Source organism: Reyranella aquatilis (assembly GCF_020880995.1).
Taxonomy (GTDB): domain Bacteria; phylum Pseudomonadota; class Alphaproteobacteria; order Reyranellales; family Reyranellaceae; genus Reyranella; species Reyranella aquatilis.
This window is the reverse complement of the sequence record NZ_JAJISD010000014.1, coordinates 78,029-93,108: the sequence shown is the minus strand read 5'-3', so window position 1 is coordinate 93,108 and position 15,080 is coordinate 78,029. Positions and strand designations below refer to the sequence as shown.

Genomic DNA, 15,080 nt, shown 5'->3' with positions numbered 1-15,080 from the left:
GAGCGGCGCGATCACGCGACCTTGGGGCCGCAGCAACCCGTCGCCTGTGCGGCGGGCTTGGTGAGCGTGCCACAGCTCGACGAGGCTGCAGGCGAGGGCGCGGCACAGCCGGAGGTCGCCACGGGGCCGCAGCAGCCCGCTGCTGCGGCGGCAGTGCCCGCAAGTGCGGATGTGAGCGAGGCTGGGGCGCCGTTGCACACGCCGGTTTCCGGCAGGACCAGTTCGACCTTGCGGGCCGCCTCGTGGTCGCCCGCGATCTCGGCGGCAATCGAGCGGACCTGCTCGTAGCCCGTCATTGCCAGGAAGGTGGGCGCGCGGCCGTAGGACTTCATGCCGGCGAAGTAGAAGCCGGCCTCGGGCTGGGCGAGTTCGCGCGCGCCGTGGGGGCGCACGCTGCCGCAGCTGTGCTCGTTGGGATCGATCAGAGGCGCCAGCGCCGGCGGGCATTCGAGCGCGGGATCGAGGGACAGCCGGATCTCGCGCAGGAAGTCGAGGTCGGGCCGGAAGCCGGTCGAGACCACGAGCTCGTCGACCGCGACGTGACGGCCCGGGCAGCCGGCGGCCGCGACGACGATGCGATCGCCCTCGCGTGCGATGCGATTCACGCGGAAGCCGCTCTCGGTCTGGATGCGTCCGCTCGTCACGAGGTTGGCGAAGGCGATGCCCAGCGCACCGCGCGCCGACAGCTGGTCGGCCGCGCCACCGCCGAACGACTTTTCCGGAGACTCGCCGCGCAGCAGCCAGACGATCTCGGTCGCGGGGACTTCGTCCTTCAGCCGGGCGAGGTCGATCAGCATACCGACGGCGGAATGGCCGGCGCCCAGCACGGCCACGCAGCGGCCGGCATAGCGCGCTCGGTCGCGGCCCAGCACGTCGGGCATGCCGTAGGCGATACGGTCTTGCGCCTCGCGCTCGCCGATGGCGGGCAGGCCGTTGGCGCCGGCGGGGTTGGGCGAGAACCAGGTACCCGTCGCGTCGATGACGGCGTCGGCGCGCAGCACTTCCGGACCCTTGCCGTTCTGGTAGCGGATCTCGAAGGGTGCGGCGTCGCGGCCCTTGGTCTTCACCTTGTCGAAGCCGGCGCGGCCGATCGCCGTCACCAGGCTCTGCGTGCGGATGCGGTCCTTGAGCGGCGTGCGGGTCGCCAGCGGCTCGAGATACTGCTCCACCAGCTCTGCGCCGGTCGGATAGTGGTCGGGCTGCGGCCGGTTCCAGCCGGCGCCCGCGAGCAGCCGCTCCGCCGCCTTGTCGATGTTGTATTCCCAGGGCGAGAACATGCGGACGTGGCGCCATTGGCGCACCGCATGGCCCACGGCGGGGCCGGCCTCCAGCACGACGGGCTCCAGCCCGCGCTCGAGCAGATGCGCGGCGGCGGCGAGGCCGACGGGGCCGGCGCCGATGACGGCGACCGTCTTCGGACGGGTGATCGAATCGGGCATGTCTGGTCTCCTATACTTCTAGAATATTGGAAGGACTGGGCGCAACAAAACCGTCATCTAGGCGACACGCGTCGCCACCTTGGGCGGACAGACGCCGTCGGCGCAGCATTCCTCGGCCATGTAGCCGAGCAGCTCGTGCATCAACTCATAGTTGGCATGGCAGACGAGCGTCGCACCTTCGCGCACCTGCGTGACGAGGCCCACGATCACCAGTGACTTGATGTGATGCGACAGGGTCGAGGCCGCGACATCGAGCTTGGTCTGAAGCCGGCCGACCGGCATGCCCTCGGCACCGGCCCGCACCAGGGCGCGATAGATCTTCAGCCGGGTCGGATTGCCCAGCGCTTCGAGGCGGGCGGCGGCATCGTCGAGTTTCATACCGTCGAATGTAGGCACGCTACCGAAAGAGTCAACCATATTTCTAGAATGTTAGAAATACGATCGGATGTTGGCGGAGCCTTACGGCGCGCTAGACGACGAGGCCTGCCAGGGCCGTGGGGCCCTCGGGTGGGGTTGCCTGCCATGGCAGCATATAGAGTCGCCGCGCGAGGCCCTGCCGGACGCGGTCGATCTGCGCGCGCTCGCCGTGCAGGCGCCGGACGAGCAGAGGATCGTGCGTCCCGCTTCCCACCAGGCTGCGGTTGATGACCCACGCGTAGGGCTCGATATGGGCGCGGCGCAGATCTTCCTGTAGCGCGGCGGCCTCGGAGACGGGCGTCGTTTCGGGCAATGAGACCAGGATGATCCGCGAATAGTCCGGATCCTGCAGCCTCATCAGGGGCGTCACGATCCGTCCCGCGGCCGGGGTGCCCAGGGCGCCGGCGGTCCGAATCATCTCGCGGTGATAGGCGCCGGCTGCGTCCATCAACAGGAGCGTGTGCCCGGTCGGCGCGGTGTCCAGCACGACGAAGGCGCTGCGCGCCTCCATTACGATGCGCGAGAAGGCATGGAAGACCGCGACTTCCTCGGTGCAAGGGGAGGCAAGGTCCTCGCGCAGCAGGGCGAGCCCTGCCGAGTCGAGGTCGGCGGCGCGGGATGCCATGACCCGCTCGACGTAACGCTGCGTTTCCTCGCGCGGATCGATGCGATCGACCCGCAGGCCTTCCATCGTCGCTTCGATCGTCGAGGCGAGATGGGCGGCCGGATCGGTCGTGCTGAGGTGAACGCTGTGCCCGCGCTTCACCAGGCCCACCGCGAGCGCGGCGGCGATGGTCGTCTTCCCCACGCCGCCCTTGCCCATGACCATGATCAGCCCGCGGCCGGCCGAGGCGAGTTCGTCGACCAGCCGGCCCAGCGCCGGAATCGCCGTTTCCGCCGCTGGCTCCGCGTCGGTGACGGCTTCCACACGGAGTTCAGGCTCGCCGGCAAGGACCTGCCGCAGTGCGTCCAGCCCCACCATGTCGAAGGACCGCAGTGGTACGCGGTCCTGCGGCAGGCCCCGCAAAGCCTCGGGCAACGCGGCGAGGACCTGCTCGCCGAGCGCCTCGATCGATCGCGCGACGGCATCGCCGCGATCCGTCGCGACGAAGATGCCGTTGATGGCGAGATGCTGGTTGGTGAGGCCGAGCGCCTTCAGTTCGGCGCTGGTCCGCGCCGCTTCGCGCATGGCGCCACGATCCGGGCGGCTGACCAGGACGATGGTCGTGCTCTTCGGGTCGCCCAGCGTGGCGAGTGCGGCCTTGAATCTCTCCTCCTGCATCTTGAGGCCGGAATGCGGACCTAGGCACGAAGCGCCGCGGTCGTTGCCCTCCAGGAAGCCGGTCCACGCGCGGGGCAGGCTCAGCAGGCGCAGCGTGTGCCCGGTGGGCGCGGTGTCGAACACGACGTGATCGAACGCGTCGGCGCGGGTAGCCAGGAGGCCCACGAACTCGTCGAAAGCGGCGATCTCCATCGTGCAGGCGCCGGAAAGCCGTTCGCGCACGGACTCGCGTTCGGCGTCGGTGACATCGGCGCCGAGCTGCTCCAGGACGCGACGCCGATAAGACTCCGCGGCGGCTTCCGGATCGATGTTCATCGCCGACAGGCGGAGCACACCCGGCACCGGCCGCGGCTCGTTCGACAGCGTCGTGGCGAACATCTCGTCGAGGTTCGACGCCGGGTCGGTGCTGATCAGCAGAACCGACCGCCCCCGGTCGGCAAGCGCGAGGGCGGCGGCGCAGGCCAGCGTCGTCTTCCCGACGCCGCCCTTGCCGGTGAAGAACAGGTGGCGCGTGGGAGTCGCGAGGAGGCCCAGCGGGATCGTGGAAGGCATGTGTTGGCTCCGAGCGTGAACGGCCTGCCGGAAGGCCCATGACAATCGCGCCTTGGAACACATCAGTCGCACGACCGCCTTGCGCCAGCGCAAGGCAGTGCGGTGAGGGGTGCGACGGGCGTCAGGCCGTTCGCGGGCCGGGCACGTCGGCGCGCCGGGACGGCAATAGGAAGGTGACGATCCAGCAGGCCAGCAGCATCGCCGCCGAGGCGAGGAGGCAGCCCGCGATCCCGCCCCATTGATAGAAGAGTCCCGACAGCAGCGTGCCGGCCAACCGGCCGGCGGCGTTGGCGGCATAGTAGAAGCCGACGTCCTCGGCGGCCTTCTCCGAGCCGGCATAGGCCAGGATCAGGTAGGAGTGCAGCGAGGAGTTGACCGCGAAAGGCAGCGCGAACAGCGCGAGCCCCGCTGTGACGACGAGGTCGGGCCGCAGTCCCGTCGGCTCGGCGAGCAGCAGGGCGATCGCCAGCGGCACGGCGAGCAGGAGGCCCGCCCACAGGCGCGCGCCGGGCACTTCGCGGCTGAGACCGTCGGCGCTGCGCATCACGAGCGCGGGCGCCACGGCCTGCAGCCCGCCATAGGCGATCGTCCAGGCGGCGAGGAAGGCGCCCACTTCCACGAAGCGCCAGCCCGAAGCGTAGAGGAACACCGGCAGGCCGACGACGAACCAGACGTCTCGCGCGCCGAACAGGAAGATGCGCGCCGCCGCCAGCAGGTTCACGCCGGCCGACTTGGCGAACAGTTCGCGCATCGACTTCGAGGCCTTGGCCTTGCCAAGCTCGCGCGGCAGCAGGAGCAGCCCGGCGACGAGCACGACCAGCAGCAGCCCCGCCATGAGCCAGAGCGCGGGCCGGAAGCCCACCGCGTCGAGCAGCAGCCCGCCCAGGAAGAAGCCGATGCCCTTCATCGCGTTCTTCGAGCCGGTGAACCATGCCACCCATTTGAAGAGACGCCCCGCGCCGTCGCCGGCCGTCGCCTTGATGGCTGATTTGGAGGCCGTCTTGGTGAAGTCCTTGGCCAGTCCCGCGATGCCTTGTGCCGCGACCACCCAGGCGATGGAGACGAGGGCGGTCCAGGCCGGATCGAGCGCCGAGAGCAATAGCAGGCTCGCGATCTGCAACACCTGGCCCGTCATCAGCATGCGCGGGATGCCGAAGCGCGTCGCCAGCCAGCCGCCCGCGAGATTGGCGACGATGCCCGCGAACTCGTAGAGCAGAAACAGGAAGGCCAGCGTGAAGGGCGAGTAGCCCAGCTTGAAGAAGTGCAGCAGCACCAGCATGCGCAGCGCGCCGTCGACCAGCGTGAAGCCCCAGTAGGAGGCCGTGACGACAAGGTAGTTGCGCGCCGACGTTGCCATCACCGGCCCGCGTCGATCACCTGGCGGGCGAGGTCGACCATGCGGCAGACATAGCCGACCTCGTTGTCGTACCAGGCATAGACCTTGAGCAGCGTGCCGTCGGTCACCATCGTGCTGGGCCCGTCGACGATCGAGCTGCGCGTGTCGTTGCAATAGTCGGCCGAGACGAGGGGACGCGCCTCGAAGCCCAGGATGCCGGCCAGCGGTCCGCGGGCCGCGGCGCGGAAGAGATCGTTGACCTCTTCTTCGCTGGTGGCGCGCGAGAGTTCGAACACGCAGTCGGTGAGGCTGGCGTTCAGTACCGGCGCGCGCACCGCATGGCCGTTCAGCTTTCCCTTCAGCTCTGGATAGATGACGGTGATCGCCGTGGCGCTGCCCGTTGTCGTCGGCTGCAGCGACAGCAGGGCCGAGCGCGCGCGGCGCAGGTCCTTGTGCGGCGCATCGACCACAACGTTGGTGTTGGTCGGCGCATGGATGGTCGTGATCTGTCCGTGCCGGATGCCGATCTGCTCGTGCACGACCTTGACCACGGGCGCGAGACAGTTGGTCGTACAGGAAGCCGCCGTCAGCAGATGGTGCCGGTCGGGCTCGTAGAGCCGGTCGTTGACGCCGACCACGACGTTCAGCGCGCGCTCGTCCTTGACCGGCGCGGCCACGATCACCTTCTTCACGCCGCGGTCGAAATAGGCCTGGAGCTGCTCGGGCTTCAGGAACTTTCCGGTGCATTCCAGCACCATCTCGCAGCCGAGATCGCCCCAGGCGACGTCGCCCGGCGCGGCCGCCGCGCTGAAGCCCAGATAGGTGCCGCCGACCGCGAGGCCACGATCGCGATCGACCTCGAACGAGGTTTGCCAGCGGCCGTGCATGCTGTCGAACTCCAGCAGATGCGCCGTCGCCTCGACGCCGCCCTTGATCTCGTTGAGATGCACGACCTCGAGACGGTTGTCGCGCCGCGGATCGTCGGCGGGGCGAGGGATGCCGCCCAGCGCCGCGCGCAGCGCGAGGCGCCCCATGCGGCCCATGCCGTTGATGCCGATCTTCATCGCCGTCTCCGCCTCAGGCCGGCACGCGGGCGGTATCGCCGATCTCGTCGAGACGCTTCTTCAGCGCCATCCGGTCGAGCGAGGCATAGGGCAGGTTGACGAAGATCTCGAGGCGCCGGCGGATCATGCCGTAGAGCTCGTTGATCATGGTCGCGCGCTCGATCTCCGAGCCCATGAACTTGGCGGGATCGGGCAGCGGCCACGCGCCCGTCACCGGCCGCTCGCCGAAGTCGGGACAGTGCTGGCCCTGCAGGATGTCGCAGAGCGTGATGACGAAATCCATGCGCGGCGCATCTGGGCCGGTAAACTCGTCCCACGACTTGCAGCGCAGGCCCGCGGTGTCGTGACCGAGCGTCTTCAGCCGGGCTAGCACCTCCTGCATCGGCTGGCGTGCCGGATCGGAGCCAGCCGAGTAGGCGTTGAACCGGCCCTTGCCGACCTGGCCGAGGATCGCCTCGGCCATCAGGGAGCGGGCGGAGTTGTGCGTGCAGAGGAAGAGGACGTTGAAGGCGGGAGTCATGTGAACCTCGGGTTGATCCTCGGGGAGGAGTCGCGCCAGGTCGCCACAGAGGTCCGGTCGTCCGCCACAGCACGTCTCGGTCAGGAAGCTGAAGAGCGCGCGCAGGCCGGCGAAGCGGACCGCATAGATGATGTTGCGGCTCTGCCGGGTGGACTGGATGAGGCCGGACTGTTCGAGAGCGGCCAGATGGAACGACAGCGTCGAGGGCACCTGACCCAGGGCACTGGCGAGTTCGCCGGCCGCCATGCCGGACGCCCCCTTGCTCGCCAGAAGCCGCATCAGGTTGAGGCGGGTCTCTTGCGAAAGGGCGGCAAATCCGGCAGCTACGTCAGACGATTCCATAGTTCTCGAATAGTCCAAATGTGTGACATACGTATTACGCGGCCGCCCGGCGGGAGTCGACGGGCAAACGGCCGGGCGGGGGAGCGGGAGACGGCTGGATGTCCCTTTTCGAGCGTTACCTGACCCTTTGGGTCGCCGCCTGCATCGTCGTGGGCATCGGGCTGGGGCATCTGTTCCCGCAGGCGTTCCACGCCGTCGGCGCGGCCGAGGTGGCGCATGTGAACCTGCCGGTCGCGGCGCTTATCTGGCTGATGATCGTGCCGATGCTGGTCAAGGTCGACTTCACGGCCATCGCCGAGGTGCGCCGGCACTGGCGCGGGATCGGCGTCACCCTCTTCATCAACTGGGCGGTGAAGCCTTTCTCGATGGCGGCGCTGGGCTGGCTGTTCATCGGCCATCTGTTCCGGCCGTGGCTGCCGGCCGACCAGATCGACAGCTACGTCGCGGGCCTCATCCTGCTGGCGGCGGCGCCCTGCACCGCGATGGTGTTCGTGTGGAGCAACCTCTCGGACGGCGAGCCCGACTTCACGCTGACGCAGGTGGCGCTGAACGACGCGATCATGCTCGTGGCCTTCGCGCCGATCGTGGGTCTGCTGCTCGGCCTCTCCGCCATCGTCGTGCCGTGGCAGACGCTGATCCTGTCGGTCGTGCTCTACATCCTGGTTCCGGTCGTGCTGGCGCAGCTGGTGCGTCGCTGGGCGCTGGCCCAAGGCGGGCCGGCGGGGCTGGCGCGTCTATTGGCGCGCCTGCAACCCGCTTCTTTGGTGGCGTTGCTGGCGACGCTGGTGCTGCTGTTCGGCTTCCAGGGCGAGCAAATCATCACCCAGCCGCTGATCATCGCGCTGCTGGCGGTGCCGATCCTGATCCAGGTCTATTTCAACTCAGGCCTGGCCTATCTGCTGAACCGCGCCGCAGGCGAGCAGCATTGCGTCGCCGCGCCCTCGGCGCTGATCGGCGCCAGCAACTTCTTCGAACTCGCGGTCGCCGCCGCCATCGGCCTGTTCGGCTTCTCGTCCGGCGCCGCACTTGCCACCGTGGTTGGCGTGCTGATCGAGGTGCCCGTCATGCTCTCGGTGGTGAAGATCGTGAACGCGAGCAAGGGCTGGTACGAACGCGGCCCTTCCGTCGCCCGCCACCGCGACCCGGCCGGCTGAACCCGGCGCCGGCTTTGCCCTCTGCCCGGGCGGCGTAGCTGCCAATTGGACGAGGGAGGCCGGGAGCGCGCCGCGGTGACGGCGCGTGGATCGGCACCGGGTGTCGTCAGGCGACCGGGAAGGTGACCGTGAAGCGGGCGCCGTGGCCCGTGGGATGGTTGGTGGCGGTGAGAGTACCGGCGAGCTGGGCTGCCAGCGCGTTCACCACCTTCATGCCGAGGCCATTGACCGCCGAATCGGTGGGGACGAACCCGGTCGGGAGGCCCGGCCCGCTGTCGAGCACGCAGAGCTGGTGCTGCGTCGGGTCGATGCGCCGAAACATGACGCTGATTGGATCGCCGGCATGCTTGCGGGCGTTGGTGACCAGCTCGTTCACGATCAGGCCGATCGACAGGACCTGCGCCTTGGACACCTCGACCTCGTCGTGGCTCTCCAGCCGGATCTCGCTGCCAAGACTGCTCGACAGTTCCGCGCAGAGGGTGCGCAGATGGTCGAGGATCGGCACGCGGTCGGTCTTGCCGATCGTGGTGAAGGTGCGATGGACGCGCGCCACCGCCAGCACGCGATTGGCCGCCGCGCGCAACTGCTGCGCTGTCTCGGGCAGGACGGCGGCGCGGCTCTGCAACTGCAGCAGGCTGGCCACGAACTGCAGGCTGTTCATCGCCCGGTGATCGACCTCGTGGCTTGTCATCTCGGCCTGCGCCAGTGCGCGGCGCGCGGAGAGCCGCATCGTCAGCATGTCGGTCACCACGCCGCCCAGCGCGCGGAGCCGGCGCATCTGCTGCTCGTCGATGCGGCGCGAGCGGCGGTCGATCACGCACAGCGTGCCGATCTCGTATCCGTCCGCACAGTGCAGCGGCACGCCGGCATGGAAGCCGTTGGCGAACTGGGTGCGCAGCCACGGCGTCATGACCGGCGCGGCCGGATCGGCACCGCGGCCGGCCTGCGTCGCGTCGAGCCCGTGATGCGACTTGAAGAAGACACGGTCGGTGCCGATGAAGCCCAGCACGGCGATCGGGGCGCTGAAGAGTTCGGCGGCCAGCGCGGTGATATGGTCGAAGGCGGGCTCAGGCGGCGTGTCGAGGATGCCGTAGCGTTCGACTGCCGCGAGGCGCGCGGCCTCAATGCCGGAACGGAGCGCCGGGTCCAAGGAACCGTCGTGCGACGTCGGGCCCTGCGTGGGCGGTACGAGATGCAGCATGAAATGCGCCCCCCGGCGAACATCGCGGGAATGAAGTCCCCTGCCGCGACGCACCTAGACCTTAGGCCGTGCCGCCACCCGAGTCTGTCCAATACTGATCAGGATGACCGGGACCCAGCCCGTCTTCCACCTGGCTAATCCTGCAGCAGCACGGAGAGCAGCGAGCTGTGGACCTGCAGGTGGCCGTTATACTCGATGAAGCCCAGCTTCCTGAACTTATTCATGAAATGGCTGACCCGCGGTCGCGTCGTGCCGATGATCTCGGCCAGCGTCTCCTGGCTGATCTTCGTGGTGATCGGCTGCGGTCCGCCTTCCTTGCCGAAGTTCGCCAGCAGCAGAAGCGTGCGTGCCAGACGTTTCTCGCTGGAATTGAACAGCTGGTCGACCAGGTCCTCCTCGACCCGGCTGTTGCGCGTCAGCAGATGCCTCATGAACAGCTCGCCGAACGCCGGCTCCTCGTGCAGCACGCGCATCATTTCGGTCTTGTCGACCCGCATGACCTCGCAATCGACGAGAGCCTTGGCCGTCGCCAGCCGGAGCGGCTGGCCGATCAGGCAGCCTTCGCCGAAGAACTCGCCGGCACCCATGATCCCGACCACGGCTTCCTTGCCCTGCTTGGACGTGACGACCATCTTCACGCGGCCGCGCATGACGTAGAACACCGCATCCGCCGGCATGGTCTGCCGGAAGATCACGCCGTTCTTGCGATGCTCCGCCACCGTGCGGCCGCGGCTCACCGTGGCCAGGAAAGCCTTGGGATCGAAGCGGTCTGCTGCTTTCTTGGACATGGAGTCTCCTGCGATAGTGACCCCCGAGCCCGCAATGTAGCCTTTCAGACATAGCCCGTCCGATTAATCGCTGGCTTTTGCACGGTCGCATCCCCATCTTGGGGGAACGCGCCGCACCGCGGCCCGAACAGGCCTGCACGTCCGTTCGACGTCCAGGCCGAGCCATTTTCAGAACACCTCCCGGGGAAAATCCATGACTGCTAAGGAAGTCCGCTTCGGCGGCGACGCGCGCGCGCGCATGATGCGCGGGGTCGACATGCTGGCCGATTCCGTCAAGGTCACGCTCGGCCCCAAGGGCCGCAACGTCGTGCTCGCCAAGTCGTACGGCGCGCCGCGCATCACCAAGGACGGGGTCACCGTCGCCCGCGAGATCGATCTCTCCGACCGCTTCGAGAACATGGGCGCGCAGCTCGTGCGCGAGGTCGCGACCCGCACCTCCGACACTGCCGGCGACGGCACCACCACTGCCACCGTGCTCGCCCAGGCGATCGCCCGCGAGGGCGCCAAGTCGGTCGCCGCCGGCATGAACCCGCTCGACCTCAAGCGCGGCATCGACCTCGCCACCGGCTGGGTGATCGAGGAGCTGAAGCGCCGCGCCCGCAAGGTCTCGACGAGCGAGGAGATCGCCCAGGTCGGCACCGTGTCGGCCAACGGCGAGAAGGCGATCGGCAAGATGATCGCCGACGCCATGAAGAAGGTCGGCAACGAGGGCGTCATCACCATCGAGGAGGCGACCACCCTCGACTCCGAGCTCGAGGTCGTCGAGGGCATGCAGTTCGACCGCGGCTTCCTCTCGCCCTACTTCGTGACCAACGCCGCGAAGATGAGCTGCGAGCTTGAGAACCCCTACATCCTGATCCACGACAAGAAGCTCTCGGGCCTCTCGACCGTGCTGCCGCTGCTCGAGCTTGTGGCGCAGTCGGGCAAGCCGCTGCTGATCATTGCCGAGGATGTCGACGCCGAGGTGCTGGCCACGCTGGTGGTCAACAAGCTGCGCGGCGGCCTCAAGGTCGCGGCCGTCAAGGCGCCGGGCTTCGGCGACCGCCGCAAGGACATGATGGGCGACATCGCCATCCTCACGGCGGCGCAGGAGATCTCCGAGGATCTCGGTGCCAAGCTCGAGGGCGTGACGCTCGCGATGCTGGGCACCGCCAAGCGCGTCGTCATCGACAAGGACAACACCACGATCATCGACGGCGCCGGCAACAAGAAAGACATCGAGGCGCGCGTGAAGCAGATCCGCGCCCAGGTCGACAAGGTCGAGTCCGACTACGATCGCGAGAAGCTGCAGGAGCGGCTGGCCAAGCTCGCGGGCGGCGTCGCCATCATCAAGGTGGGCGGCGGCTCGGAGTTCGCGGTCAAGGAGAAGAAGGACCGCGTCGAGGATGCGATGCATGCGACCAAGGCGGCGGTCGAGGAGGGCGTGGTCGCCGGCGGCGGCGCGGCGCTGCTCTACGCCACCCGCGTGCTCAAGGATTGCCGCGGCGCCAATCCCGACCAGCAGGTCGGCGTCGAGATCGTGCGTCGCGCGCTGCAGGCGCCGGTGCGCCAGATCGCGCAGAACGCCGGCCATGACGGCGCGGTGGTGGCCGGCCACATGCTGGACCAGAAGGACGCCAACTTCGGCTTCGATGCCCAGAAGGGCGAGTACGGCGACATGATCAAGGCCGGCATCATCGATCCGGTGAAGATCGTGCGCACCGCGCTGCAGGGTGCGGCGTCCGTCGCGGGCCTGATCGTCACCACCGAGGCGATGATCGCCGAACTGCCCGGCGAGGGCGGCGGCATGCCGGGAGGCATGGGTGGCGGAATGGGCGGCGGCATGGGCGGCATGGGCTTCTAGCGCGGGGCGTCGTCCGGTCGGATCGACCGGACGTGGCCCGGGCCAGGGACCTTCACCGTCGTGCGCGGCGCGAAGCGTGATCCAGACACGACGGTGACACTTGCCGAATCCGAACTCACGTCGCTCCGGGGCGCGCACACGATCCGGCAAACCCCAACCGAGAGGTCCCATGACCCTGCGTCCGGAATATTCGCTCGGCCATTCGGCCTACAACGACTTCCTGTTCGGCTCTCTGGGCCCGGGCGAGGGCGGGACGGAGATCACCGTCCTGTCCGCGCTGTCGCGGCTCGGCATCGATCCGTGGCAGGAGGCAGAGCGTCTCGCGGCGCTGCCGCGCGAGGCCGCTGCGCAGGCGCTGGCTGATACAATCGCGCGCCTGCCAGCCGGTGCCTTCGCGGCATCGCCGGAAGCGGGAGGCGCGATCGCGTCGCGATTGGTCGCGCTGCTGCCGGCGGGTGTCGTCGCGGCGGTGCCGCAGACCGAGGAGGCGCGCGTCGCTTCGCTCGCCGTCGCCCGGCCCGGCCGTGCGGTTAAGGCGGCTCCGGTCGCGAAGCCGCCGGTCGAGGCGAAAGCGCCGGCCGCGAAAACCGGTTTGACCTTCTGGCTGATATGGGCCGGGCTGGGACTCGCCTTCTATTTCCTGATCCTGGCGCTGACGCCCGGCAACAGTTTCGATTCCTACGAGCGCGTGTCGCCGCCGCCCGCTTCCTCGACGCCGTGATGCTTCGGCGTCGCCGCCGCGCGCGGCTCAGGCCGGCAGGCGGTGCCGCAGGAAGAAGCGCACGAACTCGGCGCTGGCATCGGGGCCCTTCGGATCGGTGAACGATCCGTCTGCGCTGCCGCCCGACCAGGCATGGCCCATCCCCTCCAGCAACCAGTACTCGCCGATCGAGTGATCGCGCGCGTCGTGGCGGACGGTGCGTGTGTAGGCGACGCCCTGCGCGGAGAGCCCGCGCGAGACGTCCGTGCGTCCGCCCGGTCCGCCCGACGCCTGTTCGCTCGCCTGGTCGCCGTTGACCGGGCTGACCGTCCTGTCGCGGTCGCCGTGAAAGACGATGGTCGGAACGATCCGTTCGTTGTGCGCGAGCGTGGGCGCGGCCGGCGCGCCGCTGCGCATGGCGGAGAAGGCGCCCGGGATGTCGCGCGCGGCGCCGCAGGCCAGGCCGGAATGGATGCCGACCGCGGCATAGAGATCGGGATAGGTGGCGCCCATGATCGCCGCCGCCGCGCCGCCAGCCGAGAGGCCCGCCACGTAGATGCGCGCCGGGTCGACGGCATGATCGAACACGATTTGTCGCGTGAGGTCGGCGATCATCTGCGGCTCGCCCGCGTCCCGGCCCTGGTCGCCGGCATTGAACCAGTTCCAGCACTTGTTGGGGTTCGCCGACTTGGGCTGCTCGGGAAAGGCGACGAGGAAACCGTGCGCCTCGGCAAGCACGTTCATGCGCGTGCCCGCCGCGAAATCCTCCGGCGACTGCGAGCAGCCGTGCAGCATGACGATCAGCGGCACCGGCTGGCCACGAAGGCCGGCGGGGACGTAGAGCCTGAACCGGCGGCCGCCGCCCGCGCTCCGCACGGTGTGATAGTCGAACGATGGCGCGGCTTGCTGAGCGGGCGGGACGAGGGCGATCGCGGGTGCGCGCGGCGGAGCCGCAAACAGGTCGATGAACGGAAACAGCATCTGCGGGAACAGCATCGGGGTACTCGCTTTACGCTTTTGGAAAGAACTCTTCGAAGAAGGCGTGTCCCCGAACAGACATCGTGGTGGTAACTGTTCCGATGGCGCTGGAGTTCCCATCGGCTTCCCGGGTGTTCTCGCGCATCGGCCCGTCGCGCGCGCCGCGCATGAACGGGCAGCGGGCGCACAAAGAACTGGCCGTGAGCGTCCCTCGTCCCCATGTAGGATGGGCGCGGACCGCGATCGCGCTCCCATCCGTCTGATCTGTTGCATGCTCCGGTGAGGGCCGTCGCCCGGCTCCTTGGTGTTCGCAATCCAAGGAATCCCATGACCGTCCGTCCCGACTATTCCCTGAGCCGTGCGCGCTACACGCCCTTTCTCTTCACCGTGGTCGGCACCGAGACGCCCGAGGCCAGCAACCGTGGCGAGGACATCACCATCCTGACGGCGCTGTCGCGGGTGGGCGTAGATCCATGGCAGGAAGCGGCCCGCCTCGCGCGGCTGCCGCGCGGCGACGCGGCGCGTTCGCTGGCCGACACCTTCACGAAGCTGCCGGATACGCATTGGGCCGAGGGCGACGCCCAAGGAACCGCGCATCGCATGATCGACACGCTGCCCGAGCAGGCGTCGGAGGCACCGGCCAAGCTCGGCGTCTGGATCTTCCTGACCTGGCGCTTCTGGGCCGCCGTGGCGCTGGCACTGGCGATGGTCGCGCTCAATGCCTTCGCCGAGAACCTTGGGCCGCTGATCTGACCTGCGGCGACCGGACCGAATCCATTCGTCACTGTCTTCCTGCGGACGAGGAACGCGACGACAGGGGGCACGTAGGGGTGCATGTCCCATGAATCGTCGATGCAGGTGAAAGCCAAGAGGGCGATGGCGGAACGCGCCCGGCGCCTCTCCAATGGCGTGGCAGAGGCGGATCGTCTGCGACTGCTGGAGCTTGCGGTCGAACAGGAGGACGAGGCCGATGCGCTCGAGCGCAGCGCCGACTGTCCTCGTCGCGGCGGTACGCCCTCCTAACCCACGACGTGGGGGCGCGTATGTTTCTTCACAAGATCGTCGCCCCGCCGCGTGCGGATGGGCATGCGCGACAGTCCGGTGCGTTCGATCAGGCCCAGTGCGCGCAAGCGGATCTCGATGTCGATCGAGGGACGTCGTTGCCCCATGGTGCCGTCGATCGCCCGCAATCCGGCGAGCTCCTCCGGCGTGAGATCTGGCTCGCTCACTAGACGGGCGGCGTCCGCAGCAGGGCGTAGGAGACGATCAGCACGGCGAGAATCACCGGCAACAGGAAGGGTGGATCGTACCAATGGTTCATGCGTGCTCCTCCGGGAGGCGGGAGCACATGCATCTCTCAGCCATCGCAAGCCAGGGACGTGGGCGATGGTGCTCCTGCTTACACGCTGTGCTGCGCCGTGTCGATGAAGCCCGCCGACCGTGACGGTGTGCTCGCGAACGGAG

General features: G+C 68.5%; 15 protein-coding genes. 5 read left to right on the top strand and 10 right to left on the bottom strand.

The features are described from left to right. Positions 1–11: 11 nt before the first annotated feature. The 6 genes from LJ725_RS25630 to LJ725_RS25605 form a co-directional block, all read right to left on the bottom strand. Positions 12–1,439 carry an FAD-dependent oxidoreductase gene (locus tag LJ725_RS25630; RefSeq protein ID WP_230553798.1) on the bottom strand — a complete coding sequence of 476 codons (1,428 nt, stop codon included), beginning with the start codon at positions 1,437–1,439 and terminating at the stop codon, positions 12–14. A 57-nt stretch (positions 1,440–1,496) separates the two neighbouring features. Beyond that, positions 1,497–1,817 carry an ArsR/SmtB family transcription factor gene (locus LJ725_RS25625; RefSeq protein ID WP_230553797.1) on the bottom strand — a complete coding sequence of 107 codons (321 nt, stop codon included), beginning with the start codon at positions 1,815–1,817 and terminating at the stop codon, positions 1,497–1,499. Positions 1,818–1,908: 91 nt separating this feature from the next. After that, positions 1,909–3,690, bottom strand: a complete 1,782-nt coding sequence (arsA, locus tag LJ725_RS25620; protein WP_230553796.1) for an arsenical pump-driving ATPase — start codon at positions 3,688–3,690, stop codon at positions 1,909–1,911. A gap of 121 nt (positions 3,691–3,811) precedes the next feature. After that, positions 3,812–5,047 (bottom strand): organoarsenical effux MFS transporter ArsJ, encoded by a 1,236-nt coding sequence (gene arsJ, locus LJ725_RS25615; protein ID WP_230553795.1) that lies wholly within the window; start codon positions 5,045–5,047, stop codon positions 3,812–3,814. Then, positions 5,047–6,090 carry an ArsJ-associated glyceraldehyde-3-phosphate dehydrogenase gene (locus tag LJ725_RS25610; RefSeq protein WP_230553794.1) on the bottom strand — a complete coding sequence of 348 codons (1,044 nt, stop codon included), beginning with the start codon at positions 6,088–6,090 and terminating at the stop codon, positions 5,047–5,049. The genes arsJ and LJ725_RS25610 overlap by 1 nt, the downstream gene beginning before the upstream one ends. A gap of 13 nt (positions 6,091–6,103) precedes the next feature. Beyond that, positions 6,104–6,952: a metalloregulator ArsR/SmtB family transcription factor gene (locus LJ725_RS25605; protein ID WP_268990874.1), complete on the bottom strand. Its 849-nt coding sequence runs from the start codon at positions 6,950–6,952 to the stop codon at positions 6,104–6,106. A gap of 98 nt (positions 6,953–7,050) precedes the next feature. Here LJ725_RS25605 and arsB point away from each other — a divergent pair, with 98 nt between their 5' ends. Beyond that, positions 7,051–8,106, top strand: a complete 1,056-nt coding sequence (gene arsB / locus LJ725_RS25600) for an ACR3 family arsenite efflux transporter (RefSeq protein ID WP_230553792.1) — start codon at positions 7,051–7,053, stop codon at positions 8,104–8,106. 106 nt (positions 8,107–8,212) lie between these two features. Here arsB and LJ725_RS25595 read toward each other — a convergent pair whose 3' ends face one another. Both LJ725_RS25595 and LJ725_RS25590 read right to left on the bottom strand, forming a co-directional pair. Then, entirely contained in the window at positions 8,213–9,307 is a 1,095-nt protein-coding gene (locus LJ725_RS25595) for a sensor histidine kinase (protein ID WP_230553791.1), read from the bottom strand. A 134-nt stretch (positions 9,308–9,441) separates the two neighbouring features. Then, on the bottom strand, positions 9,442–10,095 hold the full coding sequence (locus LJ725_RS25590; RefSeq protein ID WP_230553790.1) for a Crp/Fnr family transcriptional regulator: 654 nt from the start codon (positions 10,093–10,095) through the stop codon (positions 9,442–9,444). Positions 10,096–10,288: 193 nt separating this feature from the next. On the opposite strand from LJ725_RS25590, the gene groL reads away from it, so the two are divergent. Continuing rightward, positions 10,289–11,938: a chaperonin GroEL gene (gene groL, locus LJ725_RS25585; RefSeq protein ID WP_230553789.1), complete on the top strand. Its 1,650-nt coding sequence runs from the start codon at positions 10,289–10,291 to the stop codon at positions 11,936–11,938. 169 nt (positions 11,939–12,107) lie between these two features. Further along, complete coding sequence (locus LJ725_RS25580; protein WP_230553788.1) at positions 12,108–12,659, top strand: hypothetical protein; 552 nt, start codon at positions 12,108–12,110, stop codon at positions 12,657–12,659. A 27-nt stretch (positions 12,660–12,686) separates the two neighbouring features. On the opposite strand, the gene LJ725_RS25575 is transcribed toward LJ725_RS25580, so the two are convergent. Next, positions 12,687–13,634: an extracellular catalytic domain type 1 short-chain-length polyhydroxyalkanoate depolymerase gene (locus tag LJ725_RS25575; protein WP_329958392.1), complete on the bottom strand. Its 948-nt coding sequence runs from the start codon at positions 13,632–13,634 to the stop codon at positions 12,687–12,689. Between the two features lie 309 nt (positions 13,635–13,943). Here LJ725_RS25575 and LJ725_RS25570 point away from each other — a divergent pair, with 309 nt between their 5' ends. Beyond that, positions 13,944–14,369, top strand: a complete 426-nt coding sequence (locus LJ725_RS25570; RefSeq protein WP_230553787.1) for a hypothetical protein — start codon at positions 13,944–13,946, stop codon at positions 14,367–14,369. Positions 14,370–14,450: 81 nt separating this feature from the next. Then, positions 14,451–14,639, top strand: coding sequence for a hypothetical protein (locus tag LJ725_RS25565; protein WP_230553786.1), 189 nt, complete (start codon positions 14,451–14,453; stop codon positions 14,637–14,639). Here the strand turns inward: LJ725_RS25565 and LJ725_RS25560 are convergent. Next, positions 14,636–14,845 (bottom strand): hypothetical protein, encoded by a 210-nt coding sequence (locus LJ725_RS25560; RefSeq protein WP_230553785.1) that lies wholly within the window; start codon positions 14,843–14,845, stop codon positions 14,636–14,638. The genes LJ725_RS25565 and LJ725_RS25560 overlap by 4 nt on opposite strands. Positions 14,846–15,080: the final 235 nt, after the last annotated feature.